This is a genomic window from Pseudarthrobacter sp. HLT1-3 (assembly GCF_059383535.1).
On the sequence record NZ_JBWZCJ010000009.1, the window covers coordinates 144,713 to 171,192 of the forward strand.

General features: G+C 67.6%; 23 protein-coding genes and 1 tRNA gene. 16 read left to right on the forward strand and 8 right to left on the reverse strand.

Annotation, left to right across the window (positions count from 1 at the left end; all coding sequences use genetic code 11):
* Nucleotides 1–5: 5 nt before the first annotated feature.
* A complete protein-coding gene (locus AC50X9_RS10240) occupies nucleotides 6–4,193 on the forward strand; it encodes an AAA family ATPase (RefSeq protein ID WP_494893114.1) in 4,188 nt (1,395 codons plus the stop codon).
* A gap of 82 nt (nucleotides 4,194–4,275) precedes the next feature.
* Here AC50X9_RS10240 and AC50X9_RS10245 read toward each other — a convergent pair whose 3' ends face one another.
* From AC50X9_RS10245 to AC50X9_RS10255, 3 genes are all read right to left on the reverse strand, one after another.
* Nucleotides 4,276–4,875, reverse strand: coding sequence for an RcpC/CpaB family pilus assembly protein (locus AC50X9_RS10245; protein WP_494893116.1), 600 nt, complete (start codon nucleotides 4,873–4,875; stop codon nucleotides 4,276–4,278).
* Between the two features lie 387 nt (nucleotides 4,876–5,262).
* Complete coding sequence (locus tag AC50X9_RS10250) at nucleotides 5,263–5,520, reverse strand: FmdB family zinc ribbon protein (protein ID WP_494893118.1); 258 nt, start codon at nucleotides 5,518–5,520, stop codon at nucleotides 5,263–5,265.
* Between the two features lie 146 nt (nucleotides 5,521–5,666).
* The gene (locus AC50X9_RS10255; protein WP_494893120.1) at nucleotides 5,667–6,302 is read right to left on the reverse strand and encodes a 5-formyltetrahydrofolate cyclo-ligase; all 636 of its coding nucleotides are present in this window, start codon (nucleotides 6,300–6,302) and stop codon (nucleotides 5,667–5,669) included.
* Between the two features lie 101 nt (nucleotides 6,303–6,403).
* Here AC50X9_RS10255 and galU point away from each other — a divergent pair, with 101 nt between their 5' ends.
* The 12 genes from galU to AC50X9_RS10315 all read left to right on the forward strand — a co-directional run bounded on the left by galU (nucleotide 6,404) and on the right by AC50X9_RS10315 (nucleotide 17,272).
* A complete protein-coding gene (gene galU, locus AC50X9_RS10260; RefSeq protein WP_494893122.1) occupies nucleotides 6,404–7,321 on the forward strand; it encodes a UTP--glucose-1-phosphate uridylyltransferase GalU in 918 nt (305 codons plus the stop codon).
* Between the two features lie 5 nt (nucleotides 7,322–7,326).
* A complete protein-coding gene (locus AC50X9_RS10265; RefSeq protein ID WP_494893124.1) occupies nucleotides 7,327–7,947 on the forward strand; it encodes a GNAT family N-acetyltransferase in 621 nt (206 codons plus the stop codon).
* 117 nt (nucleotides 7,948–8,064) lie between these two features.
* The gene (locus AC50X9_RS10270; protein ID WP_494893126.1) at nucleotides 8,065–9,045 is read left to right on the forward strand and encodes a hypothetical protein; all 981 of its coding nucleotides are present in this window, start codon (nucleotides 8,065–8,067) and stop codon (nucleotides 9,043–9,045) included.
* 120 nt (nucleotides 9,046–9,165) lie between these two features.
* Nucleotides 9,166–9,966: an SDR family oxidoreductase gene (locus AC50X9_RS10275; protein ID WP_494893128.1), complete on the forward strand. Its 801-nt coding sequence runs from the start codon at nucleotides 9,166–9,168 to the stop codon at nucleotides 9,964–9,966.
* A 46-nt stretch (nucleotides 9,967–10,012) separates the two neighbouring features.
* Nucleotides 10,013–10,085, forward strand: a tRNA-Ala gene (locus tag AC50X9_RS10280).
* 274 nt (nucleotides 10,086–10,359) lie between these two features.
* Nucleotides 10,360–10,902, forward strand: coding sequence for a PadR family transcriptional regulator (locus AC50X9_RS10285; RefSeq protein ID WP_494893178.1), 543 nt, complete (start codon nucleotides 10,360–10,362; stop codon nucleotides 10,900–10,902).
* 4 nt (nucleotides 10,903–10,906) lie between these two features.
* Nucleotides 10,907–12,619, forward strand: a complete 1,713-nt coding sequence (locus AC50X9_RS10290; RefSeq protein ID WP_494893130.1) for an ABC1 kinase family protein — start codon at nucleotides 10,907–10,909, stop codon at nucleotides 12,617–12,619.
* 181 nt (nucleotides 12,620–12,800) lie between these two features.
* Entirely contained in the window at nucleotides 12,801–13,187 is a 387-nt protein-coding gene (locus AC50X9_RS10295) for a hypothetical protein (protein WP_494893132.1), read from the forward strand.
* 105 nt (nucleotides 13,188–13,292) lie between these two features.
* Nucleotides 13,293–13,760 carry a GatB/YqeY domain-containing protein gene (locus AC50X9_RS10300; RefSeq protein WP_494893134.1) on the forward strand — a complete coding sequence of 156 codons (468 nt, stop codon included), beginning with the start codon at nucleotides 13,293–13,295 and terminating at the stop codon, nucleotides 13,758–13,760.
* Nucleotides 13,761–14,064: 304 nt separating this feature from the next.
* Nucleotides 14,065–15,168, forward strand: coding sequence for a methyltransferase (locus tag AC50X9_RS10305; RefSeq protein ID WP_494893180.1), 1,104 nt, complete (start codon nucleotides 14,065–14,067; stop codon nucleotides 15,166–15,168).
* A gap of 60 nt (nucleotides 15,169–15,228) precedes the next feature.
* On the forward strand, nucleotides 15,229–16,821 hold the full coding sequence (locus AC50X9_RS10310; RefSeq protein ID WP_494893139.1) for an ABC-F family ATP-binding cassette domain-containing protein: 1,593 nt from the start codon (nucleotides 15,229–15,231) through the stop codon (nucleotides 16,819–16,821).
* Nucleotides 16,822–16,957: 136 nt separating this feature from the next.
* Nucleotides 16,958–17,272, forward strand: coding sequence for a hypothetical protein (locus AC50X9_RS10315; RefSeq protein WP_494893143.1), 315 nt, complete (start codon nucleotides 16,958–16,960; stop codon nucleotides 17,270–17,272).
* 8 nt (nucleotides 17,273–17,280) lie between these two features.
* Here AC50X9_RS10315 and AC50X9_RS10320 read toward each other — a convergent pair whose 3' ends face one another.
* From AC50X9_RS10320 to AC50X9_RS10330, 3 genes are all read right to left on the reverse strand, one after another.
* On the reverse strand, nucleotides 17,281–18,981 hold the full coding sequence (locus AC50X9_RS10320) for an ABC1 kinase family protein (protein ID WP_494893145.1): 1,701 nt from the start codon (nucleotides 18,979–18,981) through the stop codon (nucleotides 17,281–17,283).
* A gap of 41 nt (nucleotides 18,982–19,022) precedes the next feature.
* Entirely contained in the window at nucleotides 19,023–20,018 is a 996-nt protein-coding gene (gene corA / locus AC50X9_RS10325; protein ID WP_494893147.1) for a magnesium/cobalt transporter CorA, read from the reverse strand.
* A 73-nt stretch (nucleotides 20,019–20,091) separates the two neighbouring features.
* Nucleotides 20,092–20,589, reverse strand: coding sequence for an Lrp/AsnC family transcriptional regulator (locus tag AC50X9_RS10330; protein WP_494893149.1), 498 nt, complete (start codon nucleotides 20,587–20,589; stop codon nucleotides 20,092–20,094).
* Between the two features lie 174 nt (nucleotides 20,590–20,763).
* On the opposite strand from AC50X9_RS10330, the gene AC50X9_RS10335 reads away from it, so the two are divergent.
* Nucleotides 20,764–22,002 carry an MFS transporter gene (locus AC50X9_RS10335; RefSeq protein WP_494893151.1) on the forward strand — a complete coding sequence of 413 codons (1,239 nt, stop codon included), beginning with the start codon at nucleotides 20,764–20,766 and terminating at the stop codon, nucleotides 22,000–22,002.
* 72 nt (nucleotides 22,003–22,074) lie between these two features.
* On the opposite strand, the gene AC50X9_RS10340 is transcribed toward AC50X9_RS10335, so the two are convergent.
* On the reverse strand, nucleotides 22,075–22,581 hold the full coding sequence (locus AC50X9_RS10340; RefSeq protein WP_494893156.1) for an Lrp/AsnC family transcriptional regulator: 507 nt from the start codon (nucleotides 22,579–22,581) through the stop codon (nucleotides 22,075–22,077).
* A 132-nt stretch (nucleotides 22,582–22,713) separates the two neighbouring features.
* On the opposite strand from AC50X9_RS10340, the gene AC50X9_RS10345 reads away from it, so the two are divergent.
* Entirely contained in the window at nucleotides 22,714–23,877 is a 1,164-nt protein-coding gene (locus AC50X9_RS10345; protein ID WP_494893162.1) for a trans-sulfuration enzyme family protein, read from the forward strand.
* 103 nt (nucleotides 23,878–23,980) lie between these two features.
* Here AC50X9_RS10345 and AC50X9_RS10350 read toward each other — a convergent pair whose 3' ends face one another.
* Nucleotides 23,981–25,249 carry an MFS transporter gene (locus AC50X9_RS10350; protein ID WP_494893164.1) on the reverse strand — a complete coding sequence of 423 codons (1,269 nt, stop codon included), beginning with the start codon at nucleotides 25,247–25,249 and terminating at the stop codon, nucleotides 23,981–23,983.
* Between the two features lie 88 nt (nucleotides 25,250–25,337).
* Here AC50X9_RS10350 and AC50X9_RS10355 point away from each other — a divergent pair, with 88 nt between their 5' ends.
* Nucleotides 25,338–26,321, forward strand: coding sequence for a LysR family transcriptional regulator (locus tag AC50X9_RS10355; RefSeq protein WP_494893166.1), 984 nt, complete (start codon nucleotides 25,338–25,340; stop codon nucleotides 26,319–26,321).
* Nucleotides 26,322–26,480 lie beyond the last annotated feature (159 nt).

Consider the following 26,480-nt stretch of genomic DNA (forward strand, 5'->3'; position numbering starts at 1 on the left):
AAAGCATGCCGGTATGGTCCAGAACGTCCCGCGCGAGCACAAAAAACGTGAGCAGAGAATACGCGAGCACAGAAAAGAAGGCAGCAGTGTCAGTTGGTCAAGGCCACCCCGAGGGCTCCGAGGAGCTCAGGAAATGGCTGTCGGGGCTCAAGCCCGTCACCGGAGCAGATACCATGCTGCGGTTCACCAAAACGCCCGAAGGCTCCATTGACCTGACCCATGCCCATCCCTCCGGCCTGGCCCAGCTGATGGCCGGCCGGCGCACCAGGCTCTCCACCCTGATCCGTGACCACCAGCAGTACGTCGTCGCCGCGCGGGCATCCCGCAACCTGCGGTCCAAGATCTTCGAACTCACCAACGACCGCGGCATCGATGCAGGATATTTCTCGGCCGGCACGGTCGTCTGGACGTCCGCCGTCGGAGGCAAGCCGCAGCGCATCTCCGCTCCGGTCATGCTGACCGCCATCTCCCTCACGGTCCGCCCCGGTGAGGACGACTACGAACTCCAGCTGACCGAACAGGCCAAGATCAACCCCGCCCTGGTCCGGCACCTGAAGACGGTCCACGGGATCGTCTTTGATGTCAACGCTGTCACCCGGATGGCCTACAGCACCGCCCGTTTCGATCCGCAGCCGGTCCTGGACCGCCTCGGCACGCTCATCCAGCCGATCCACGGCGCCGAGGTAGAGCACAACCTGCTGGTCTCCACTTTTGCCGACCTCTCCGGAAGCCTTGAGGACCCGTGGATCAACGAGAACCATCCCCTGGTGGCCGCCCTGGCGCGTGCCGCCGGCGGTGCGGCGGTGGAGGTTCCCGAGCTCAAACCCGGGCGCTTCCCGAGCACCGACGATCGGGATCCCGCCGATGAACTGCTGCTGCTCGACGCCGACACCGACCAGCAGTACGTCATCGACGCCGTCCGTGCCGGGGACTCGCTCGTCGTCAGCAGCCCGCCGGGCACCGGCCAGACCCAGACCGCCATCAACACCATCGGTGCCCTCGTCGATCAGGGCAAGACCGTCCTGGTCGTGGGGGACCGGCGTGCCAGCCTGGCCGGGATTTCCGCGGAGCTGGACACGTTGGGGCTGGATTCCATCCTCTTCCAGCTCGCGGGCAACGCCACGCCCCTGCAGCTGAAGGGCCAGCTGGTCCGCGCCATCGTGCGCAACGAGAAATCCCTCGAACCCCAGCTCAGCAACCTGCACAGCACGCTGATCGAGCACCGCCACGCCCTCCGGGACCACGTTGCCTCGCTGCACAACATCCGCCAGCGCTGGGGCTGCTCGCCGTATGAGGCCATGCAGTCGCTGGCCGAACTGACCTCCATCCAGCCCGCACCGGCCACGACCGTCCGGCTCAAGCGCAGCGTGCTGGACAGCATCCGCGACCGCGAGGAACTGGCCGGACGGCTCCGCCGGGCGGCCGAGCTGGGAAGCTTCAGCCGCGCCTCGACGACGAGTCCCTGGCACGGGGCCCGCCTGCTCACCCGCAAGGAAACCCAGGAAGCCCAGCAGGTCGCCCGCTCCGTGGCCGGGAAGCTGCCGGAATTGCGGGACCGGATGAACGGTGTCGCCGAACACGCCGAGATCCGACTGGGCCGCACGTTTGCCGAGTGGGGCGACCAGATTGAGCTGCTGGTCGCGGTGCGCGAAAGCCTCGACAAGTTCACCCCGGACATCTTCGACCGGCCTGTCCACGACCTGATCTCCGCCACCGCCGCTTCCTCCTGGCGGCGCGAACGTAACATCGAGATGCCGTCCATGCAGCGCTCCCGCCTGCGCAGGGTCGCGAAGGAATACGTCAGGCCGGGCGTCCACATCGCCGACCTGCACAGTTCCCTGGCCCTGGTCCAGGAGCAGCGGTCCGCCTGGTCCGACTACGCCACGACGCAGCGCCATCCGGCGGTCCCGTCCGGCCTCGGAGAAATCATTGCCCTGTACCGCGAGCTGGAATCTGAGCTGGCCGAGCTGGGCCAGGCCGTCCGGCACACTGCCGCCGGCGGCGATCTGCACCGCACGCCCTACGAAGAACTCATGGAACGCCTGGGACGGCTGGTGGCGGACACCGGGACACTCGAGACCCTGCCGGAGCGGACGCTCCTGGTGGAGAACATGCGCGAGCACGGCCTCGGCGAACTCCTCACCGACCTTGCCGAGCGCGAGGTGCCCGCCGAATCGGTGGCGGCCGAGCTGGAGCTCGCCTGGTGGCAGTCGGCGCTGGAAGCCATGATCAGCGGGGACGACTACCTGGCCATGTCCGACGGCGACGCCCTGCGTCAGCTGGAAGCCGAGTACCGTCTCGCGGACAACGCCCACATCGCCAGCGGTGCGGCCCGGCTCCGCTGGACTCTTGCCGAACGCTGGCGGGCGGCTGTCGCGGAGCACCCGCGCCCGGCCGAACTGCTGCGCAGCCTGCTCAAGGACGGCCGGGTAACGCTTTCGGCCCTGACCGGCCAGGCCGCGGAACTTCTGCCGATGCTAGTGCCGGTATGGTCGGTCAGCCCGTATCTCCTGACAGCGGTTTTGCCGGTGGAGCAGCGGTTCGACGCCGTGGTCATCCTCGATGCCGAGGCAACTTCGCTGCAGGCCGTCCTGCCGGCCATCGCCCGCGCCCGCCAGGTCATCGCCTTCGGCGACGACCGGATCGCCAGCCCGCGGACCTTCACGGTCAGTGTGGAGCGGCTTGCCGCCGGCGAGAGCTCCCACCAAGGCGTGGAGAGCGCCTTCAAGGCGCTGGCCGCCGTGCTGCCCGCCTGGCACCTGCGGACCATCTACCGCGCCGTTGATGAAGACCTCGTGCGTCAGCTGAGCAGGGGCTTTTACGACGGCGGCCTGCGCCGCCTGCCGGAAGGCCAGTCCGCTACCGGGCTGGACCGCGCCCTGACGGTGGAGTACCTGCCTGGCGGCACCGGACTGCCCAGCGCAGACCAGGACGGCGTCGAATCGGTGGTCGCCGAGGTGAACCGGGCAGTGGAGCTCGTCTTCGAGCACGCCCGGCTTCGGCCACGCACGTCGCTGGCTGTCGTCACGGGCAGTCTCCGGCATGCCGCGCGGATCGGCGAGTCCATTCGGCTGCAGCTGCCCAACTATCCGCTGCTGGCCAGCTTCTTCACCGCCGGCGACGAATCCTTCCGGGTGGTGGACCTGGAACGCGCCCAGGGTTTGGTCCGCGACCACGTGATCTTCTCGCCCGGCTACGGCCGCACCCCGCACGGCCGCGCGCTGCACAGCCTGGGCCCGCTGTCCGCGGAGGGCGGACGGGCCAAATTCGCCCTCGCCATGACCAGGGCACGGCGTTCCCTGCACGTGTTGAGCTGTTTCCGTCCCGAGGATCTCGACGTGACCCGGCTGAGCCACGGCGCGGTCGACTTCTACGAGCTTCTGGACCGCGAAATCGCGGGCAACTCCGATCTCGGCAGCCCGGCATCGCGGGCGGCTGCCAGCGAACAGGCCCTCGGAGCTGACCCGCTCGTGGCGGACCTCGGTGACCGGCTGCGGGCCAGGGGTGCCCGGGTCTGGCACCAGTACGACGGCGCACTGAACATGGTGGCCGCCGCCGATCCGCTGAGCACGCTCGGGCAGGACGACGCAGAGATTCCCCGGCCGGTGGCGATCGAGTCTGACGGCACCGAGCAGTACCGCCGGCTGACTGTCCGTGAACGCAGCAGGCTCCGCCCGCAGCTCCTGGAGCGACTCGGTTGGCGCTACATGCCACTATGGACCATAGAGGTCTTCACCGATCCTTCGGCCTGCGCCGACCGCATCGGCGGATACCTGGGCCTGGAAAAACCGACCGCGACGCACCGGAAGCCGGCGTCACCGGGTTTCTTCGACGACGACGTCGAGAACCTGGCCGTCAACGCAGCGCAGGCCTCGGCGAGGCCGGTCCCGTCCGGAAATACGCAGGGCGAGCCGGACAGCGCGAAACACGACAGAACAGATCAGGGCAGTCAGGAGGCCGGAGGCATGAACGCGGACGGCGACATCAGGAACAATGACGAAGTGCAGACCAGTGGCGAATCCCGTCGGGGCAGCCAGGGCGGCGCACCCCTGGCGGCCACAGCGGCGGCGGTCCCGGCCGGCGTGCTGCCGAACAAGGCCGCCGAAGACGATCCGCGGCGCTGGGGCGACGAACCCGGCGGCTACGACCACGACTCGTGGCTTCAGGAACAAAAGCCCCCGCACTGGGGCTAGGATGCTCCGGCCGCGCTCCCGCGCCGCAGGCCGCCTCGGGCGGACCTCGTGACCTGGTAAACCTCGTGGCCGGGCGAATCTCCTAACCGGGGGCTGCTCCCACGAGAACGAAGAACAGCTTTCCCTGCGTGGAGGCACCGGCGAGACGACGCGCCTGTTCGGCATCGGCAGCCACGACCAGAAGTCCGTCGGTCTCCCCGGTCGCCAGCCATGGGTTCGCCCCGTCGCCGTGCCCGGAGGTCCATAGCACCGGCACCGCCGCCGCCAGCAACTCGGACGCCGCCGGCTGGTCAAAGCCGCTGCCGTTCGTCTTCACCACGTTGACGAGCTGTCCGGGGGAGAGCAGTTGGATTGAGGCGGGATCCGCCATCCGGAGCGGCACGGCTGCGGATCCGGGCGGGCTTCCCGCCAGCAGGCCTGGTCCCAGGAGCTGGGACTCGGAGAGAAGTTGGCCCTTGCGCAGGCCCACAGCCAGTTGCTGGCCCTGCAGGGAATCGGTGCTGCCATAGCTGCCCGCCGGAACGAGTCCGCGGGGGACATTCAGCACGCTCAGATCGTCCGGGGCGAGGGTCTTTCCGGATGGAAGGTCCCGTGCCGCGGCGAGGGCCGGGACGGTGTCAGCAGGGGCTGGCGTTAGCTCCTGAACCGTGAGACCGGCGGCCACGCTCAGCAGGAGCGCCACCGCCAGCCGTCGGTGCCGGGCCAGCCACCGGCCCAGCCGCCTCCGGTAAGACGGCCGGACAGCGCGTCCAGCTCCGTGCGGAGGGCTTCCGGAGTTGGGCCGTCGTGGGCGGCGCTTTACGGAACGCCCAATGCCGAGAACCGATGGCGGTCGCAAGGCGCCGCGAAAGACAGGAATGGTAGCCGCGGGGATGATGCCAAAGGGCGGCCCGGTGGCTGAAAGTGTGGCCATACCCCGAGGCTAAGCCTGGAGGCGGACGCCTCGCGGACGCGGTTGCGGCTATGTGGAAAACCACCGAGACCGTGTGCCTCGAAGGCGGTCCCGGCTGGCGGAAGCGGGCCGTAACGCGTGCGCCTAGCTGGCGGAAGCGGACCCCGAAGCTTATGCCTAGCTGGCGGAAGCGGCGGCGGGTGCGGGAGTTGCTGCCGGGGCGGGAGCCGGGGACGGCGAGACTGTGCTGCCCTTGGCGTCGCGGGAGTCGGTCCGGTAGAAGCCGGAACCCTTGAAGACGACGCCGACGCTGTTGAACTTCTTGCGAAGCGTCCCCTGGCACTCGGGGCAGGACGTGAGGGAGCTGTCGGTGAACGACTGCACGATCTCGAAGGCGTGGCTGCAGTCCTTGCAGGCGTATGCATACGTGGGCACTGGAAATCCTCCTCTGGGACAAACGAGCAGGTCCCGGGCTGTCCGGTCAGGATCGCTGCCGATCTGGTGACCGGCGGATCCTTCCCTTAGCAGTCGCAGGGCCTGAGTGCTAATTCTATCACCCCGGCCGGGGGTCCCCGCGAGCCCTATTGCTGCAGCCGGAGCAAACCGCCCGGGGTCAGGGCGGCAGCCACCTTCCGGTCGAAGGACTGCGCCGGGATGCTGCCGGCGGGCAGCACCTCGGAGTCGTACACGATGGCGGCAGTCGGCAGGGAAGGCAGCGGCCCGCCGTCGGACGTCCCGCTCCTGGCGGGTAAGACATCGGACAAAGCAGCCAGAAACTTGTCGTAGTAGCCGCCGCCCTGGCCGATCCGGTTGCCGGAAAAGTCGACCGCCGTGGCCGGTAGAAAGATGCCGGCGGTGTGTTTCATGACGGTTGTGTCGTGGCGTTCCCCGCCGGGCTCCTGGATCGGAGCGTAGCGGCTGCGGGCGAATTCCGAGTCAGGCGTCCAGTACACCCAGCTCAGCACCAGTTCGGGTTCGCAGACCGGCAGCAGGATCCGGTGCCCCGCCCCGTGCAGGGCTGCCAGCAGCGGTAGCGTGGGAGGCTCTGAACCCACGCCAAGATAGGCCGCGAAGGTGCCCGTGAGGCCACCGGTCAGGCGCGACGCCCAAGCGAGTCCATGCCGTGCGATGCCGACCCCGGCGCTGTCCAGCGAGGCACGTGTCAATGCGGCACGCCTGGCCCGATGACTGGCCCGGATCTCGTCCTTCGACGCCATAACGACCTGTCCCTTCGAAAGATGTGACGGGGCCCGGGAAGGAGCGGTTCTCGGAGCCCGAATGATTACGCAATGTTTGGTCCCTCCGTTAGATTAGACGAGTGACTACACCCAACGCTCCCGTCCGCAAGGCCGTCATTCCCGCAGCCGGCCTCGGAACCAGATTCCTTCCGGCCACGAAGGCGATGCCCAAGGAAATGCTGCCCGTCGTCGACAAACCGGCCATCCAGTACGTCGTGGAGGAAGCCGTCAAGGTCGGGCTAAACGACATCCTGATGATCACCGGACGCAGCAAGCGCGCGCTTGAGGACCACTTCGACCGCGTCCCCACGCTGGAAGCCACCCTGGCCGCCAAGGGAGACACCGCCAAGCTGGAATCGATTCAGGCCGCCAGCAACCTTGGCGATATCCACTACGTCCGCCAGGGCGATCCGATGGGCCTGGGCCACGCCGTGCTCCGCGCAAAGCAGCACGTGGGTTACGAGCCGTTCGCTGTCCTGCTGGGCGATGACCTGATCGACGCCCGCGACGAACTGCTCAGCACCATGATCGAGGTCCAGGCGAAGACCGGGGGATCGGTGATTGCTTTGATTGAGGTCGAGCCCTCCGAGATCAGCGCCTACGGCTGCGCCGACATCGAGGCGATCGGTGGCGAAGAATTCGTCCGGATCAAGCACCTCGTCGAGAAGCCCGACGTCAAAGACGCCCCGTCCAACCTCGCCATCATCGGCCGCTATGTTCTCCACCCCGCGGTCTTTGAGGTGCTGGAACACACTGAGCCCGGACGCGGCGGCGAAATCCAGCTCACCGACGCGCTGCAGGAACTCGCCGCCGGCGACGGAGAAGGTCATGGCGTGTATGGCGTGGTCTTCCGCGGCCGCCGCTACGATACCGGTGACAAGCTCAGCTACCTTAAGGCTTGTGTCCAGCTCGCCTGCGACAGTGAGGACCTGGGCCCCGGCCTGCGGGAATGGCTGCCGGGCTTCGCTTCGAGCCTCGCTCCCAGCCTGACCAAGTAGTTCCGGTGGCGGGCGGCTTCAGCTGGCCGGTCACGCTGGAAAGCGGCGACCTCGTGTTGCGCCCCATCCGGTACCGGGACCGCAAAGAATGGACCGACGTCCGCTCCCGCAATCAGGAGTGGCTCGCCCCCTGGGAAGCGTCCAACCCTGTTCCCGGGGGTGGGCTTCCCGACTACCGCGCGATGGTGCGCTCCCTCAAGTCCCAGGCGGCCCTGGCGACAGCTCTCCCGTTTCTGATCACCGAGCGGACCCCGGGCTTCCGGGAACCTGTGATCGTGGGACAACTGACGGTGTCCTCCATTGTGTGGGGCTCGGCAATGATGGCCACCCTGGGTTACTGGGTGGACAAGGGCCGGGCCGGCCGGGGCATTGCCCCGGCTGCCGTGGCGCTGGTGACGGACTATTGCTTCCAGACCCTCGGGCTGCACCGGATGGAGATCAACATCCGCCCCGAAAACGGTCCCAGCCTGCGGGTGGTCGAGAAACTAGGTTTTCGCGACGAAGGTTACCGGCCGCGGTTTCTCCATATCAACGGCGAGTGGGCCGATCACCGGAGCTTTGCGCTGACCGCAGAAGAGGTTCCGGAAGGGCTGCTGGAGCGGTGGCTTCAGAACCGTCCGGAGTGAGCCCCAGGGCCCTCCTGACCAGCACTTTCGTCCTAAATCCAGTCAATTGTCAGTTCCCGCCGCGACACACCGGGGACAATGCGGCGCCCGGCCGCGCATTGCTCATACGGTTTTGATGTGGACTTCCCTCTTAGCAGCTCTGTGATCCTTGTCATTGCTGTTGCGCTCTGGATTGTGTGGGTTGCCCCCTACATTCTCCGGAACGGACGCCACCAGCTGCAGCCTGCGGGCGAGCTCGCGGCGGACGTCATCGATCTAGAAACAACAGCCCCGCAAGCCGGGAACGTCATGAAGATGGCGGCCCAGCAGGAGAAACCCATGACCAGTACCCAGCGCACCCAGTCCGTCTCGGGGACCACCGTGGCCGACGGCGGCTCAAAGCCTTCAGCTCCCGTTACGGCTTTCAAAATCCGCTACGGCCGGCTGGCGCTCGCGCTGGCCGGTCTGCTCTCGCTGCTGACTGGTGTCGTGTCGGCAGCCCTGCGAGTCTTCGGCGTCGGTTCGGTCTGGCTGCCCGTCGTGGCGCTGCTTACCGCAGCAGCCGCCGTCTTCACCCTCCGCTGGCTCGCGGTCCGGGACCGCCGCCGCCGAATGAACGCCGCGTTCCGGGCGGCCATGAGCGCACCGGCACGCCCGGCCAGGACGGCCCCTGCGCGAATGCCGCTGCGGGAAGAGGAGCCCCGAGAGCGGGCCGAAAGCCCGCTCTTCGACGCCCAGGCAGAGACAGCAGAACGCCGGCCGGCGCCCAAGCCGCTGACCGCCCAGGAGCTCCGCCAAGCGGCCCTGGCGGAAGCCGTGGCCTCAGGCGATACTTCGGTCCGCGGCGCGCAGGGCTCCGGCAGTGTTGAAGGATCCAGCTGGGAACCGGTGGAGGTTCCCAGGCCCACCTACGTGGAAGCCGCGAAGGCCGAGCGGGCCGCACCTGAACCGCTCGACCTGCCGGACGCCCCGAAGGCCGTCGGAAAACCGTCGCTCAAGCAGGGCCTGTCGCAGCCGCCGGCCGGCAGCCCCAGCGCGGACAGCGAACCGAAACCCCTGGGCAAAGCGCAAAGCGCCCTGAGCAACCTGGACGACGTCCTGCAGCGGCGCCGGGCCTAAGCCATATCCCGCAAAGCCCCGGGCTGCCAGCAATGGCGGCCCGGGGCTTTTGCGTCCTCCGGATCGCGCGGCTTCGGTCCGGAGCGAGAAACCAGGCGCTCATGCCGGTAGCCTCAAGGCATGACACGAATCTGCGTTGCCGGGGGAACCGGCCAGGTGGGCCGTGAAGTCGTGAGGCAGGCCGTCACGGCCGGGCACGACGTCGCAGTTTTCAGCCGGAAATCGCCGCCCGCCGGAGCGCCGTTGCGGACCGAGGGGGCGGAGTACTTCGCAGCCGACGTCGCCACGGGGGAGGGGCTGGCCGCGGCATTGGCCGGGGCCGACGTCGTGATCGACTGTTTGGAGGGACGCTCCGGTAGGGCCCTGAAGAATTTCGCTGACGGCGGCGCCCGGTTGCTCGCCGCCGCCCAGGACGCCGGCGTGGCCAGGGCCGTTGTGCTGTCCATCGTCAATTGTGACCGGAGCAGCTTCCGTTACTACGCGTCCAAGGCAGCCAAGGAACGCGTCTACGAGCAGTCGGGACTTGAAACTCTCGCGCTCCGGGCGACCCAGTTCCATTCGCTGCTCGCAGCGATTTTTGCCTCGGGTTCCAGGCTGCGGATCATCCCGGTGGTGAAGGGCGCCCGGTTCCAGCCGATTGCGCCCGCCGACGTTGCCGCGGCCCTGCTTGCTGCTGTGCTCGAGCCATCAGGGGGCGGTCGGCACAGCGTGCGCACCATCGGCGGCCCAGAGATCCAGGACATGGCTGAGCTCGCCCGGCAATGGAAGGCCGCCACCGGATCCGGTGCACGCCTGGTCAGGATTCCGCTGCCCGGCGCCATGGGCAAATACCTGCGCGCGGGGCTGAACCTCGTTCCGGAGGAGGGCTGCGCCGGCGACACGTTCAGCGGCTGGCTGGCAAAGCAGGCGGATAGTTTGTAGCCTAGGGACACCGGCAACGCCGTTCCTTCGGGACCGGCGTTGCTTCGGGGCTATAGCTCAGTTGGTAGAGCGCTTCGTTCGCATCGAAGAGGTCAGGAGTTCGAATCTCCTTAGCTCCACAATTGCAGGGGTTCCGTACCCTTCAGTGCCGGGATAGGCAAGTTGGCGCTTACCGACCGTTTGGACTCGATCAGCTGCCACAGCAGGTCTAAAAACGTGATCATTCCCCCCCGCAGGATCTGGGTTGTACCCGTTTCGCAGTCGACGGCATCGCCGGGGCCGTCGGGTGTTGCGTCCCGCTCCATCGGTTCCCGAACCCTGGTTCCCACTGAGCACACAGATGTATCGTTGAGTATCGCTGTATATCGTTCACGACTCACCGAGGAGAGCATGATGCGTAATTCATACCCGGCAGGCGGATTTCGCGGCAACAACGTCGACGGCATATGGGAAGCCGTTGAGGAGTTGCGTTCCAGGTTTGAGAAACGCTCGGGCAGCCGCGCCGGTCGCGGCGAGGTGCGATCGGCGGTGCTGGCACTGCTCGCGGAGCGGCCGATGCACGGCTACCAGATCATCCGTGAAATCGAAGAGCGCAGCGGCGGCAGCTGGAAGCCCAGCGCCGGCTCGGTCTACCCGACGCTGCAGCTGCTGGCCGATGAGGGATTCATCAGTGCCGAGGAATCCAACGGCCGCAAGATCTACTCGCTGACCGAAGCAGGCCGCGAGGAAGTAGCGGGTGCCGATGCCTCGGCGCCCTGGGAGCCGACGGAACCGGCGTCGGGCACCGGATTCGCGGCGCTGCCCAAGGCGGGCGTCGAGCTCGCACAGGCCGCGGCGCAGGTGGGACGCACCGGCTCGCGGGAGCAGGTACAGGAGGCCGTGAAGGTCCTCGACGACGCACGCCGTCGGCTGTACTCGATCCTCGCGCAGGGCTGAGGTTGTGACGTCGGTCCGTCGGGACCGGGCAGATCCGGTACCCGGCGCCGGGGACACCCGGGCCCGCTACCGGCGCATCCTGCGCTTCGCCGCCTGGCACCTGGCGGTGACCTGGTGGTTTGAGCTGTTCCTCCCTCGCCTCGGGCTGGCCAGAATTGCCGAGCGCACCAGGGCGCAGAGGATGCGGCGCTTCGCGCAGCGCTTTCATGTGCTCGCGGTGGACCTTGGCGGCCTCATGATCAAAGTCGGCCAGTTCCTGTCCTCCCGGCTCGACGTGCTGCCGCCCGAGATCACCAAGGAACTTGAGGGACTGCAGGACGAGGTGCCCCCGGTTTCGTTCGCCGCGATCCGAAGCCTGGCCGAGGCGGAGCTGGGTGCGCCGCTGGACCAGCTGTTCGCCTCGGTCGAGGAGACGCCGATCGCGGCAGCGTCCCTCGGACAGGCGCACCGGGCGAGGCTTCTTCCGGGCGATGCCGCAGACACCGGGCTCGACAGTGTGGTGATAAAAGTACAGCGACCGGGCATCAACGCCATTGTCGACGTCGACCTGGCGGCCCTGCGCAAAGTGGGTGGCTGGCTCAGCCACGTGCGTCTGGTGTCCGATCGCGCCGACATGCGCGCCCTGGTTGAGGAGTTTGCGCAGATTAGCCTTGAGGAGATCGACTACCTCAATGAGGCGGCGAATTCGGTGCGGTTCGCTGCTGATTTCGCCGACGACGACGCCGTGAGTGTGCCAGACGTCGTATGGGAGCGGAGCACGCGCCGCGTGCTTACCCTCGAAGATGTCACGGCGATCAAGATCACGGACTCGGAGGCGCTTCGGGCTGCGGGCATCGATCCGGCCCAGGTTGCCCCGGTTTTCGCGTCGGTCATGTTCGACCAGCTGTTCACCAACGGGTTTTTTCACGCCGATCCGCACCCTGGCAATATCTTTGTCACTCCGGCTACCGATACGTCCACAGAGCGCCCATGGAAGCTGACGTTCATCGACTTCGGCATGATGGGCGAGGTCCCGGCGAGAACGCGCAGCGGCCTGCGGAAGCTGCTTATCGCGGCCGCTTCGCGTGACGGGAAGGGATTGATGACCGCGATCAGCGACGTGGGCGTGCTGGTGCCCTCAGCCGACACGGTCGAACTTGAGCGCGCGATGACGCATCTCTTCGCCCGGTTTGGCGGGATGGGCTTCGCCGAGCTTCGCGAGGTGGACCCGAGGGAGTTCCGTGATTTTGCGGTGGAGTTCGGTGACGTGGTTCGCTCGTTGCCGTTCCAGTTGCCGGAGAACTTCCTGCTCATTATCCGGGCGATGTCACTGACGTCCGGAGTCAGTAGCTCGCTGGATCCCCGGTTCAATCTGTGGGACTCGGTCGAACCCTATGCGGCGCAGTTGCTGCGCGACGAGCGTGGCAACATCGTGCAGGATGTGGCACAGCAGGCGTTCGATGCCGCCGGGGTAGCACTGGGTCTGCCGAAACGTCTGAATGGGCTTCTCACCCGAATCGAGGACGGTTCGCTGTCGGTTGCCAATCCGCGCCTCGAGCGGCAGCTGGGACGTCTTGACCGCACGGTGCAACGATCGGCATCGGCACTGGTATTCAGCGCCCTGCTCATCGCAGGTTCTGTGGTCCGGTCGGACGACTCCGTGCTCGGCAGTGTCCTGATGATCGCGTCGGTGATTCCTTTGCTGCATGGGCTGTGGGCGGGGCGCAGCGGCCTCTGAGTGAGCTGGTGGCCCCGCATTTGGCGGCATCCACCGCCGGCGGAAGCATTCTGGCGTACGATCCGGTTACGGAGACATGTAGCTACGAGAATCGGACCAAGCCGTGGCGGGCCGGCACCCTGACGCCCAACGAGGGCACTGCTCGCAAACGTTCCAGTTCATCAAGAGACGCAGGAGCCTCATGAAAGGATCGTCCGTCGCGGCCCGAACGGCATGGGCCGGCGCCGCAGCCGCGGGAATCGTCCTGCTCTGCCTGGGACTGGGACAAACGCTGTACACCGGGACAGTCACCAATGCCTTTGAACGGGACCGGCTGGGCAGCACCCTGATCCTCACCGGAGCCATTCTGGGCCTGGCCGCCGCCGGCTGGACGCGCTATCGCGGCTATCCTTTCTGGGTTACCGTCATGGTGTCAGCCCCCGCCGTCGTCATCGGCGGGCTTAACCTGGCGGCCGGCGCCAGCCTGCTGCCGCACATCGGGGCATTGGCTGCCGTCCCACTGGGTCTGGCCGGGATCATTGGCGGAGCCGTGAGCGGGTCGCGCGCATCCTTTCCTGACCGAGCGTGAGAACACAATGGGGCTTCATCTTCCTCCGGCGTGAGCGCTCCGTCACCGCCACGGCACTTCGCCGGGCGCCAGCCCGATATCCTGTCCGGTGAGACGAGGAGAATCATGACCACCCTAAAAGAACGCCTGCACGCCGACGTCGTTGGCCACATGAAGGACCGCAACAAGGTCGCACTCACCACGGTGCGCAATGTCCTGGGCGAAATCGAAACCCGCGAGAAGTCCGGCAAGACCCCGGTCGTGCTGGACGACGCCCAGGTGACGTCCCTGCTGCAAAAGGAAGCCGCCAAGCGCCGCGACACCGCCCGCATCTACACCGAGGCGGGGGAGTCCGAGCGGGCCGCGGCGGAAATCGCTGAAGCCGAAATCATCGAGGCCTACCTGCCGAAGGCGCTGACCGCGGCCGAGGTGGAGGCCATCGTCGACGGCGTCATCGGTGATCTCACCGCCGACGGCACCGAACTGACCATGCGCCAGCTGGGCGCAGTGATGAAGCCGGTGACCGCCAAGGTCGCCGGACGCTTCGACGGCAAGGCCGTCAGCGAGATCGTGCGCAGCCGCATCACGCAGTAACAGTTGGTCCGGCGCCATACCTCCCAGCCTGGGCGGATGGCTGCCGGCGCCCGCCTGTATCCTGAGAAGGTACGTCAGCTGGCAACTTGCCATCCTCAAACGCGGTTCGTGACCGGACGATTGTCCGCGAAACCCTGGACCCGATCGCCAGTGCATCGCCGAATCCCCCCGCAACCTTCAGCTTCCGCCCTCGGATTCTGGGATTGGAACTCTTATCGCCACCGCCGTGCCGGGCAGCCCCCTGGATACCCCGACGCCGACCGGCACGTCCCCCCAGGCAGCCGCCGTCGACGGGCCCGCCGTCGTGACGTGGACCGATGGCGGCCAGCCCAGGTCCGCGCGCTGGCGGTCCGCGAACGGACGACCCGCACCCGCGCGGGTCGAAGTGGTCACGGACTCCCTGACCGCCGATGACGCGAACCGGATGGCCTCTCAGGGCATCGCCATGCTCTGGCAGGGCGACTTCCACAATGCCCGGCAGATTCTCAACGCCCTCGACCGGCGCCTGGGCACCGGGAAGAAAAAGATCGCGGACACCCCGGCCGATGAGTTCTACCGGCACCGCCAGTCCCGATCGCACCGCGCGCGTATTCTCGGCCTGCTGCTGATTCCGCTGGACCCGGGCCCGGTGGTGCCCCTTCGGCGCGCTCCGGACATCCAGGCAGCCGCCGCGGAGGCGTACGGGGACATCGCCGAACCTTCGGTGGTATCCCTGCACGAGCTTGTCGGGGCCATCGGTGCCCATGAGTGGCGGCGGAACGGCGTCTACGTCGAGGCCCTGCAGGGCCGCATCCATCCGCACTACGGCACCTTTTTCCCGACCCGCAGCGAGTACGTTGACCTGCTGGCGGCCGCTCCGCTGCCGTCGGACGTGCTGGCGTTCGACGTCGGGACTGGCACCGGGGTGCTCGCTGCCGTGCTCGCCCGCCGCGGAGTCCAGCACGTGGTGGCGACGGACAACGAACCCCGCGCGATTGCGTGCGCCGTCGAGAATTTCCGGAATCTTGGGCTCCAGGACCGCGCCGAGGCTGTCCTGGGCGACATGTTCCCGCCCGGCCGCGCACCCCTGATCGTGTGCAACCCGCCCTGGATTCCGGCCACGCCGCATTCCTCCCTGGACAACGCCGTCTACGACCCCGGCAGCCGGATGCTGTTCCGCTTCCTGAACGAGGTTTCCGACCATCTGGAGCCCGGCGGTGAGGGCTGGCTGATCCTCTCGGACCTCGCCGAGCACCTCGGTCTGCGGACCCGGAACGAACTGCTGGGAGCCATCGAGGCGGCCGGGCTAAAGGTTCTGGAACGGTCCGACACCAAGCCAACCCACCCAAAGGCCTCCGACCGCAACGATCCGCTGTACGCAGCCCGCGCGGCAGAGGTCACCTCGCTGTGGCGGCTCGTACCCCGCTAGTCCCGCGCTGCTTCTCCCGCGCCCACGCCGTTCCGACCCAACATCGAGAGTGAAATACCCATGAGCCTGATCCGGCTGCAAGACGTCAGCGTGCGCTTCGACAACACCCAGATTCTCCGGGAGGCCTTCTTCCGTCTCGAGCCCGGCGACCGGGTGGGCCTGATCGGCAAGAACGGCTCCGGCAAGACCACCATCCTCAAACTGGCCCTGGACCAGGTGGTGCCGGACACCGGCACGGTCACCATGGAACTCGGGACCAAGGTGGGTTACTTTTCGCAGTTCTCCGAACTTAACGGGGAAGCCACGATTCTTGAAGTGCTCGACGCGCTGTTTTCCGAAATCAGGGCGGTCGAGGCCGAACTGGCCGGCATCGACGCATCGATCGCAGCCGAACCAGCGGAAGCCGACCTCGACCGGCTCATCAGCCGCCAGGCGGAGCTGTTCGAGGACATGGACCGGCTCGACGGCTGGGACTACCCGCGCCGCATCGACACGGTCCTCACCACCCTGGGCTTCGACGAGGCCCACCGCAGCTGCGCGATCGACGAGCTTTCCGGCGGCTGGCGCAACCGCGCCGCCCTGGCGAAGATCCTGCTCGAAGGCCCCGACGTGCTGCTGCTGGACGAGCCCACCAACTTCCTGGACGTGGACGGCGTCGAATGGCTCGAGAACTGGTTCCGGGACTTCAAGGGCGCCGCGATCATCGTCTCGCACGACCGGAAGTTCCTGGACGCGGTCGTCACCCGGATCATCGAAGTGGAGAACTTCCACCTGCACGAATACCCGGGCAACTTCGCCGAGTACGTGGTGCAGAAACAGTTCCGCCTCAAGACCCTTGAGCAGCAGTTTGTGCACGAATCCGAGCTGCTGGCCTTTGAAGCCGAAGGGATCGCAGACCGCCGGGAGGCAGCCAAGGCGGACAGCCGTGGGCTGGGCAACCAGCTGGCCAAGATCAAGAAGTCCCGCACGCCCCGGCCCGTCGACCAGATCGTCACCGAGATCTACGGCGGCCTGCACGTCAAGGACGTCCTCTGCCGGGTGGAGGGACTGGGCAAGGCCTACGGGGAGAAATTGCTGTTCGAGGACCTGTCCTTCGAAATCCGCCGCGGCAACCGGATCGTGGTCCTCGGCTCCAACGGCAGCGGCAAGTCCACTCTCCTGAAGGTGCTGACCGGCGAGGAGCAATCCGATTCCGGTGAGGTGGCCTGGGCCAAGGGGCCCGGCTTTGTCTCCTACAACCAGATGCTCGAGGACCTCGACGACGCCGACACGGTCTCCCACGCGGTCAACGCACTGCCCGGCAGCCTGGCCTTCAGCGCCACCAAGAAATCCGTCAACCGCTTCCTCGCCATGTTCCAGTTCTCCGAGGCGGACCTCAAGCAGAAAATTGGGAACCTCTCCGGCGGGCAAAAGGCCCGCGTCGCCATGGCGCAGTGCCTCCTCTCCGGCGCCTCGGTGCTGCTGCTGGACGAGCCGACCAACCACCTGGACATGTCCAGCACCCAGGTCATGGAACGGGCGCTGGTGCACTTCCCCGGAGCCGTTGTCGTGGTCAGCCACGACCGGTTCTTCAGCGAAAAAATCGCCAACCGCCACCTCGTGTTCGGCGCTGACGGGGCGGCCCCGGGCGAAATCGCCGTCCGCGTCGCCTAACCGCCGTCCGGTCAGCGCCGTTTGCCGGCGCCGTCCGCGTCGCCCCGCAGCTGGCAGCCCGACGCCCGCCTGCCGGGAAATGTGACTGCCGGAAACGGAAACCCGCATACCGCCGTCGCCGCGGGATAATGGAAGCATGACCGAACAGGATCAGGCCCGCGACCCGTGGGAGGAATTCGACAGGCTCAAGCCGGCCGGACCCGACCGCGTGGCCGGGTACCCCGGCGGTGAACCGGTGGGCTTCGGCTTCCGCACGGGCGTCCGCAGCGCGAAGGTCGCCATCGGCTTCGCCGTGTACGCCCTGATCCTGGGCACCGTCCTGGTGGTGACCGGCGCGGTTGTCTTCATCGGCGAAAGCCAGTGGCTGCTGCTCGGGCTCATGGTGCTGATCGAGGCAGTGTTCGTCTTCGCGTTCAGCCGGCTGGTCGCGCAGGCGCGGCAACGCCGCTGACGGGCGGGCTACTTCCGGTGCCGGGCGGTGAGGGCCAGGTAGGCGCCCAGGGCACCGACACCGCCGATCCCCGCGGTGAAGAGGGTCTTAGGCCAGTTGCGCCAGCGGTCGGGTTGGACCGAAACGAGGTCCCCGACGGCGTTGATCAGGGCGGCGGTAATTAGTCCGGCGACAATCCGGTTCCCGGTCCGGTCTGCCTTATCCATCAGCCGGTCCAGCTCATCCGCCCGGAAATGGATGTCGATGCCGCCGCGCTCCAGGACGTCCACAACCCGGCGGAGGATCTCCGGTGCGTCCGTCCCGAGGCGCAAAGCTTCGCGGCCGAGCTTCTTCAGCCGTTCCGCCAGGGCCTCAACCGACAGCGAACCGAGGATGATCTTCTGCGTAAAGGGAACCAGCTGGGTGGTCAGTTCGAATCCCGGATCCAGCTGTTTGCCCAGGCCGTCCGCCATCACCAGCATCTTCAGCATGAGGGCTGTCTCCCGCGGTAGCCGGAGCCGGTGTTCGCGCAGCAGGCCCGCGAGTTCGGTCAGCACCGCCACAATCGGAATCTCCGCGAGCGGCCGCCCGGCGTAGCGGTCCACCATCCGCGCCAGGGCGCTCTGCAGCCCGTCGAAGCCGCCGTTCGGCTCCGCCCCGCACATGCGGACCAGGGCAGTGGTCAGCCGGGCGGCATCCTGCTCAACGAGGGCCAGGAGCATTCGCACCAGCTGATCGCGCGTGGTGTCGCTGACCTGGCCGACCATTCCGAAGTCGATGATGCCAAGACGGCCGTCTGCCTCCACGAAGAAGTTTCCCGGATGGGGGTCGGCGTGGAAGAAGCCGTCCTCGAACACCATCTTGAGCAGGACGTTGCAGGCCCGCCGGGCCAGCTGCCCGGCGTCGATCCCGGCTTCCCGGAGCGCCGCCGCGTCGTTGACCTTGATGCCCCGGATGCGCTCGAGCGTGAGGACCCGGGAGGTGGTGGTCTGCCAGAACACCCGGGGGATGTGGACACGGAGGTCGCCGGCGAAGTTCTCGGCGAAATGTTCCGCGTTCCGGGCTTCCTGGAGGTAGTCCAGCTCGGCGCGGAGGGTCTGGGAGAAATCATCCACGAGCGCCGCCAAGTGGACGCCGGCGGCCCTGGTGGAGGCCCGCTCCGCCCGTTTGGCCAGCTCGGCCATGATCTCCAGATCCTCATTGATCTGGGCCACCACGCCGGGCCGCCTGACTTTGACCACGACGTCGATCGGCTGCCCTCCGCCGGCGGCGGCACCGGAGACCCCCGAAGCGGCGACCTGCCCGTCCCCGATCCGCCCGCAGTGGACCTGGCCGATGGACCCGGTCGCAAGGGGAGTGTCATCCAGCGCATGGAGCAGCAGGTCCGAGGAGGCGCCGAGCTCCTCGGCGATGACGGCGCGGACCTCGGCGGCAGTGATGGGAGGGGAGTCATCCTGGAGCTTCGCGAGTTCGGTGGCGTACTCCGGTGGGAGCACATCGGTGCGGGTGGACACGATCTGGCCGAACTTGATGTAGACGGCTCCGAGATCTTCCAGGGCGAGCCGGAGGCGCACCGGCAGGCTCACGCCCCGGGGCGGAAGCCGGTGCTGCCCCAGGGGCCCGTTGTCGGTCAGTAGCCCGTCCAGTCCAAGGTTCCCCAATGCGAAGCCCAGGCCGTGCCTCGTCAGGGTCTCCACGATGTCCCGGAACCGGTCCCGCCGCGCGCTCATGACGCCAGACTACACGCGCGCTCCCCCGCCGGGTCTCCCGGTCAGAGCCACCCCTTCTTCTTAAAGACGCCGTACATCAGCGCAGCGGTGGCCGCCATCAGCCCGATTGCCATTGGATAGCCAAAGCTCCACTGCAGTTCGGGCATCCGGTCAAAATTCATCCCGTAGACGCCAGCGACAACCGAGGGTGCGAAGAATATGGCCGCCCAGGACGAGATTTTTTTCACCTGCTCGTTCTGCTCGGCACTGGCCTCGTTCTGGCGGTTGGCCGTCAGCGTGCCGTCGAGGGTGAGGGCGTTCTGCAGGAGGTCCCGGAAGGAATCGGCACGAGAGATCAGCCGCTCCACGTGGTCTTCGACGTCGCGGAGGTTGTGCTGGAGCTCCGCTTTCACCTCATACTTTTCGAAGCCGCGCCGGAGCAGTTGGATCATGGCCGGGAGTGGATGGATGGCGCGCTGGAACTGGATGACCTCGCGGGCCAGTTCGTAAATCCGCCGGGAAACCGCCGGGTCGCCGCTGAACAGCTGGTCCTCGATCTCGTCGATGTCGTTTTCCAGACCCGCGACGACCGGGAGGTAATCATCCACGACCTGGTCCATGAGGGCGTAGAGCACTGCCTCCGGACCGTGGCACAGGAGGTCGGGATGGCGCTCGAGTTTTCGCCGCACCTGGGCCACCCCGCCGGTTTCGGCGTGCCGGACGGTGACGACGAAGTTCCTGCCGGTGAATACGTGGACTTCACCGAATTCCACGGTTTCGGTCGCGTCCAGGTACCGTGCGGGCCGCAGCACCGTGAAGAGGATGTCGTCGTAGCGTTCCAGTTTCGGGCGCTGGTGGGCCGAAATGGCGTCTTCCACGGCGAGGCTGTGCAGGCCGAACTCCGCCGCGACCGCGGCCATCTCGCCCTCCGTCGGCCGGTAGAGCCCGATCCAGGCCATCCCGCCGTGCTCGCTCAGGGTCTCAAAGGTCTGCTCGAGGCTCTGCGGCTCGGCGCTGCGGACGCCGTCAACGTAGACGGCATTATCGATGATAGTCACGGGCTCATTATCCTGTCTTCCGCGGCCGGTGCCACGCAGCCGGCCTGCCGCGGCGGCTGGCCGAACCGGGAGATCACTTCTGACGGGCGGGGGCCAGAGAGCTGCCCTGGGCCAGCCGGCTGATCAGCGGTTCGGTGCGGTACTGGATGTGAGTGTGCAGGGCGAGCACTGTCTCCGTCCGGATGACGCCCTTGATCCGAAGAATGGAGCGCAGCGCGGCCTGCAGGTTGTGCGTGTCGGTGGCCACCACCCGGCACCATACATCGCCGCGGCCGGAGATCTCATGGACTTCCAGGACCTGTGCGATCAGGCGCAGGGCACCCACCACACCGTCGAGTTCCCGGTGGTTGACCTCGATGGTGACGAAGGCGACGACGTCGTATCCCACCGCTTCAAGATCAATTTCGCGGCCGCCGTCGTGCAGCAGGCCGGAACGCTGCATGCGCCGCACCCGGGACTGCGCGGTGTTGCGTGCGATGCCCAGGGTTTCACTGAGCTCGCCAATCTGGATCCGCGGATCGCGGATCAGTTCCAGCAGAATCTTCAGGTCAGTGGGGTCGAGGCTGTTCAAGTCATCACTCCGGTTCATTCAGGCGGCAACTGATTGACTGTTTTGATCAATTTTGGCATGGAATTTAGCCGTTGGGATCAGCTATGCCGCAGTCTTGATCTATCAAATCTTCACGGGCTGGCGGTTCCCCCATCACAGGGAACACGCGGCCCGCTTCCACGCAAGGGCACGGACATGACTGTCTTCAGCGAACTCCGGATGCGCCCGGCCACGGCAGACCGCTGGGGCTGGGATGCGTCCACGACCGCACGGCTGGTGATGGCCGGCGTCGTGATCTTCACGCTGCTGGTCGGCGCGAATCTCGCCACGCCCCTCTACCCGCTGCTTCAGGCCAAACTCGGCATCACCTCGTTCGACGTGACCGTGGCCTTCTCCGCGTACGTCCTGGCTCTGGTGGCCACCCTGATCCTGGCCGGCCACTGGTCCGACCACATCGGCCGCCGGGCGGCCCTGGTTCTCGCCGTGCTGGTGGGCCTTGCCGGCGGCTCGGTCTTTGCCACGGCGGACAGCCTGTTCGCGCTGTGTGCCGGCCGGGCCCTGCAGGGCGTTGCGGTGGCTCTTGCCACGGGCGCCAGTTCGGCGGCGCTGCGGGAGTTGCTGCCCAGCCGTCCCGAGTGGGCCTCCCGGTTCACCCTGCTGGCTTCCGCCGGCGGGGTGGCGGCCGGTCCGGCGATCGGGGGAGTGCTGTCCCTGCTGCCGGGGCCTACGTCCACGCCGTATTACCTGCATTCCCTGGTCCTGGTCGTGCTGCTCGTCCCGCTGTACCTGCTCAAGGCCCGTCCGGCCATCACCTCCGTCTCGGGTCCGCAGCCGCTGAGCGTGCTGGCGCCGCGCCGGCCATCGATTTCCGCTGAGGCACGCGGCGCGTTCTGGCTGGCGTCCGCGGTGGGGTTCCTCAGCTTTGCCGTCTTCGGTTTCTGCCTCTCCCTGGCGCCGGGCTATTTCGCCCAGATTGTCCATGCCGATTCCCGCCCGCTGATCGGGCTGCTGGCGGGACTGACCCTCGGGTCCTCCGCCCTCAGCCAGCTGACCGCCGTGCGGGGACGCTTCGTGGTGCCGGTCGGACTGGGCATGCTTGCCGTGTCCGTACTGCTGATCGCGGCGGCCGCGGCCTGGAGCAGCCCGTGGCTGCTCATCATCGCGAGCATCACCGCCGGGTTCGGCCAGGGGGTGTCCTTCCGGACCGTTTTCAACGACGTGGCCGGCAAGGTCGAGGCCTCCCGCCATGCGCAGATCATCAGCACCGTCTATGTCATCACGTACCTGGGCAGCGCCTTCCCCGTGATCGGCCTGGGGCTTGCCGCGGGGGTGGTCGGTCTGCAGGCGGCGGTCGCCGGCTTCGTCGTGCTGTGTTCGATCGCGGCGGTGACCCTGGCCGCCATCACGCTGCGCGGGGCGTTGCGCCGGGCCTGACCGCGCCGGACCGGGCCTGACCGCGCCGGACCGAAGCCGCTAACGGCCCCCGCCCTTGCGCGGAAGCCGCGCCTAGTCCGGCAGCGGGCCCTGGTTGCCCTGGATGTGGTCGAACACGAGGGTCGTTTCGGTGTGTCCCACCACCGGATCGGTGGCCAGGTTGTCCAGCACCCAGTCGCGGAGGTCCTCGGTGGTGGCGACGGCGATGTGCAGCAGGTAGTCCACCGAACCCGAGGTGTGGAAGGTCGAGAGCACAGCCGGAAGCTTCGGGACCCGGGCGGTAAAGCGGTCGATCTGCTCGCGGTCGTGGGCGCGGAGCCGGACGGCGATGAGTGCCTGGACGGAGCGGCCGATCGCGGACAGGCTCAGCTTCGCCTCGAACCCCTGGATGATCCCGCGTTCGGAAAGCGCCCGGGTGCGCATCAGGGCGGTGGAAGGGGCGATGCCGACCAGCTCGGCCAGCTGTTTGTTCGAGATCCGGGCATCGGCCACCAGCGCCGCGAGCAGCCGCTCATCGATCGCGTCCAGCGGCTCGCCGGCACCCACGCCCGGCCGAAGATTCTTCGCACTGCTACTCACGGGTCCTCCTTGAAGTGTTGTCAGTTCATCATAAACGGGGCATTCCGGCACTTCCATTCGCCGGCTCTACAAAACCCCGAATTATTGCCAGATACTTGCGGAATTCAACGGTGAATATTCATAAGGAGCAAGGTGCTTTCTCAAGACTCGCTGGCCGTCCACGCCGGCCGCAACGGCCTCACAGAACTGGGCGTCCATGCCGTTCCGATCGATCTGTCCACCACTGCACCGCTTCCCTCCGTGCACGACGGCGGTCTCGCGTATGAGCACATGGCCACTGGCGGCACCCACCAGGAGGGCCAGAGCACCGTCTACCAGCGGCTCTGGAATCCCACCGTGGCGCGGTTCGAGGAGGGCGTTGCCGTCCTCGAGGACGCCCCAGAGGCTGTGGCGTTTGCTACCGGCATGGCAGCGCTCAGCGCCGTACTGCTCGCCGTCGTCGCGACCGGGAAGAAGCACGTGGTCGCGGTGCGGCCGCTCTACGGCGGCAGCGACTACCTGCTTGCCTCGGGAGTGCTCGGCAACGACGTCACGTTCACCACGCCGGAGGGCGTGCACGCCGCGCTCCGGCCCGACACCGGCCTGGTGATCCTCGAGACACCGGCCAACCCGAGCCTTGAGCTGGTCGACATCGCCCGCGTGGCCGCGGCTGCGGACGGTGTCCCGCTCCTGGTCGACAACACCTTCGCCAGCCCGATCCTCCAGCGCCCCTTCGGGCACGGTGCCGCCATGGTCCTGCACAGCGCCACCAAGTTCCTCGGCGGACACGGGGATGCCATGGGCGGTGTGGTGGCCGCAGCGCCCGAGTGGACCACGCGGCTGCGCCAGATCCGGGCCGTCACCGGCGGAATCCTTACGCCCTGGCCCGCCTACCTGCTCCACCGCGGCCTGGCCACGTTGCCGGTCCGGGTGCGCGCCCAGCAGGCAAGCGCGCAGAAGGTCGCTGCGGCCCTGGCCGAACACGGTCTGGTCCGGCGGGTCTTCTATCCGGGGCTGCCGGAGTGCGACCCGCAGGGCCTGGTCGGGACGCAAATGTCCGGCCCCGGCTCGCTGATCGCCTTCGAGGTGGGCAGCGCGGAGCACGCCGAACGCGTTCCCTCCTCCGTCGGGATGATCACCCATGCGGTCTCGCTGGGCGGCATCGACACGCTGATCCAGCACCCTGCCGGGCTGACCCACCGGCCGGTTGCCGCCGATGCCAAACCGCACGCCGGCCTCCTGCGCGTGTCCGTGGGCCTCGAGGACCCGTCCGACATCGTGGCCGACCTCATGCAGGCCATTGAAGCCGCCCGCTGACACGACACCCAGGGGCCGTCCCCAAACGGCTGCTCGGCCGCAGCCTGGCGACTCAGCAGGACGGCGACTCAGCCGGGCGGTGACGCAGCCGTCGGCTGGCGATTCAGCCGCGGGCCGGCGACCCGTCCGCCGGCCGGGCGGGTTGCACGACGGCGGTGACCACCGCCGTCGTGCAGGCAAGCCCGATCACGCTCAGGGCCAGCGCCGTCCAGCCCAGTGACTGGAAAACCAGCCCGCCGGCCCAGCCGATGACGCTGGAGCCGAGGTAATAGGCGAGGTTGTAGAGTGAGGCAGCCTGTGCGCGGCCGGTCGTTGCGATCACACCGGTCCAGCCTGCGCCGACACTGTGTGCCGCGAAAAAGCCGCCGGTGAACAGCAGCAGGCCCACCAGGATCAGCGCCAGCAGTTGCGTCAGCGTCAGGGCCAGACCAGCCACCATCAGCACCGTTCCGGCGATCAGCACCGTACGCCGCCCGAACCGCTTCGTCAGTCCGCCGGCCCAGCGCGCGGACACGGTTCCGGAGAGGTAGGCCAGAAAGATCAGGCTGATGATGGTGGCCGGCAGGCTAAAGGGTTCCCCGGACAGCCGGAAGCCGAGGTAGTTGTAGACCGCAACGAACCCACCCATCAGCAGGAACGCCTGGACATAGAGGGCCAGCAGCCGCGGGTTCCGGCCGTGGCCCGCCAGGGTCCGGAGCGCGCCGCGGAAGCCGCTGGCTGCCGCGGTGGTGAAGCCCCGGGCCTGCGGGACCAGGACCAGGAACAGTGCGGCGGCAACTGCGGCCATGATCGAGACGGACAGGGCGGCGGCCCGCCATCCCCAAAGTTCGCCGACAAACCCGGCCAGCAGCCGGCCGGCCAGCCCGCCGAGGGTGGTGCCGGCGACATAGGTTCCGGCCGCCAGTGCGGCGTGGGCTTTGTTGACCTCCTCGTTGAGGTAGGCGATGGCGATGGCGGGGATGCCGCCCAGCGCCATGCCTTCGAGCATCCGCAGGCCCAGCAGCATCGGAAAAGTGGGAGCGAGCGGAACCAGCAGGCCCAGCACCGTCGCCGCCGAGATGCCCCACATCATGGCGCGGACCCGGCCGATGCGGTCGGCCAGGAAGGACCACGGCAGCACCGTCACGGCCAGCCCCACGGTGGCCAGCGAGATCGTGAGCGCCGCCTCGGCCGCCGTGACCTGCAGTTCCGCCGCCATCATCGGCAGCACGGCCTGGGTGGAGTACAGCTGGGCGAAGGTGGCGACACCGGCGAACGCCAGTCCGGCGAGAATCTTGTTGTACGCCGGCGAGCCCTTCGGATGCCCCAGCCACGCAGCGGCGGGTACTTCTCCGGCGGAGACAGGGCGGCGCAGCGGCGGGAATCGTGGCATCCCCCCAGAATAGGCCCTTCTCAGCCATGCTTCCAATGCATGATTCGCATAGAATCAATAGCAAATTTGGAACGATGTGGGAGTGGTCATGGACGTGGAGCATAAACAGTTGGTCCAACTGCTGCCCTTGCTGCCACTGTTGGCCGAGCTCGGGCGCACCCAGCACATCACGGCGACCGCCGACGTGCTGGGACTGCCTCAGTCAACGGTCAGCCGGGGAATCGCCCGGGCCAGCAACATCATCGGAACGGAACTGCTGATCCGCGACGGCCGCGGGGTTCGGCTGAGTCCGGCTGCCAGGGCACTCCTGCCGCACATCGAGGCTGCGCTGGGCGAGTTCCAGACCGGGCTGGACCTGGTCCGGCACGAATCAGAGGTGGTGCGGGGCCGGATTGCGGTGTCCTTCCAGCACACCTTCGGCGAGGCGATGCTGCCGCTGCTGATCAGCGCCTTCCGCGGCCGCCATCCCCAGCCGGCCTTCGACCTTCGCCAGGGCGCACGGGACGGCTGCCTGGCGGAACTGGCCGCCGGCGACGCGGACCTGGCACTGACCGCCCCGGTCGCGGCGCCGAGCCGGCTGATCTCCTCGGCCGCCCTGTACCGGGAACCGCTGCGGCTGGTCGTCCACCACCGGCATCCCCTCGCGAACCGCCGTCGGGCGCACCTGGCGGACATCCGGCGGGACCCATTCGTCGCGATGGGCTCCGGTTACGGCATGCGCTCGCTGACGGACGCGCTGTTCCGCGAGGCAGGGTTTCGGCCCCGGATCGCTTTCGAGAGCCAGGACACCCACACGGCCAGGGGTCTCGTCTCGGCGGGACTCGGGGTGAGCATCCTCCCGCCCGGCGGACTTGCCCCCGGCCGCCACACGCCGGCGCAGTCGGGCGATCTCGGCTGGGTCGAGCTCGCCCTGGATTCAGGCCTTGCCTTCCGGGAAATCGGACTAGCCTGGCGGGAACGGCGTGGCGGGCCGGACGCCGAGCCGGACCCGGTGCGGCTGTTCCGCGAGCTGGTGCTCAGCGAAGGCCCGGCGCTCCTGGCCGGCTTCGTCCGCGGCCGCTCCGGCAGCTGAGACGGATCATCGCTCCGCCCATTGCGCGAGTTCGCCGGATGACCTCGAAATCGTCGGGAAGTTCGGTATATATCAAGCTGTTGGTGACAGCTGGTTGGTTTCTTTGTAGTTGATGCCGGCGTGGCTGGGGGCGCCCGGGACGGTGGGCCTGCGGTGGTA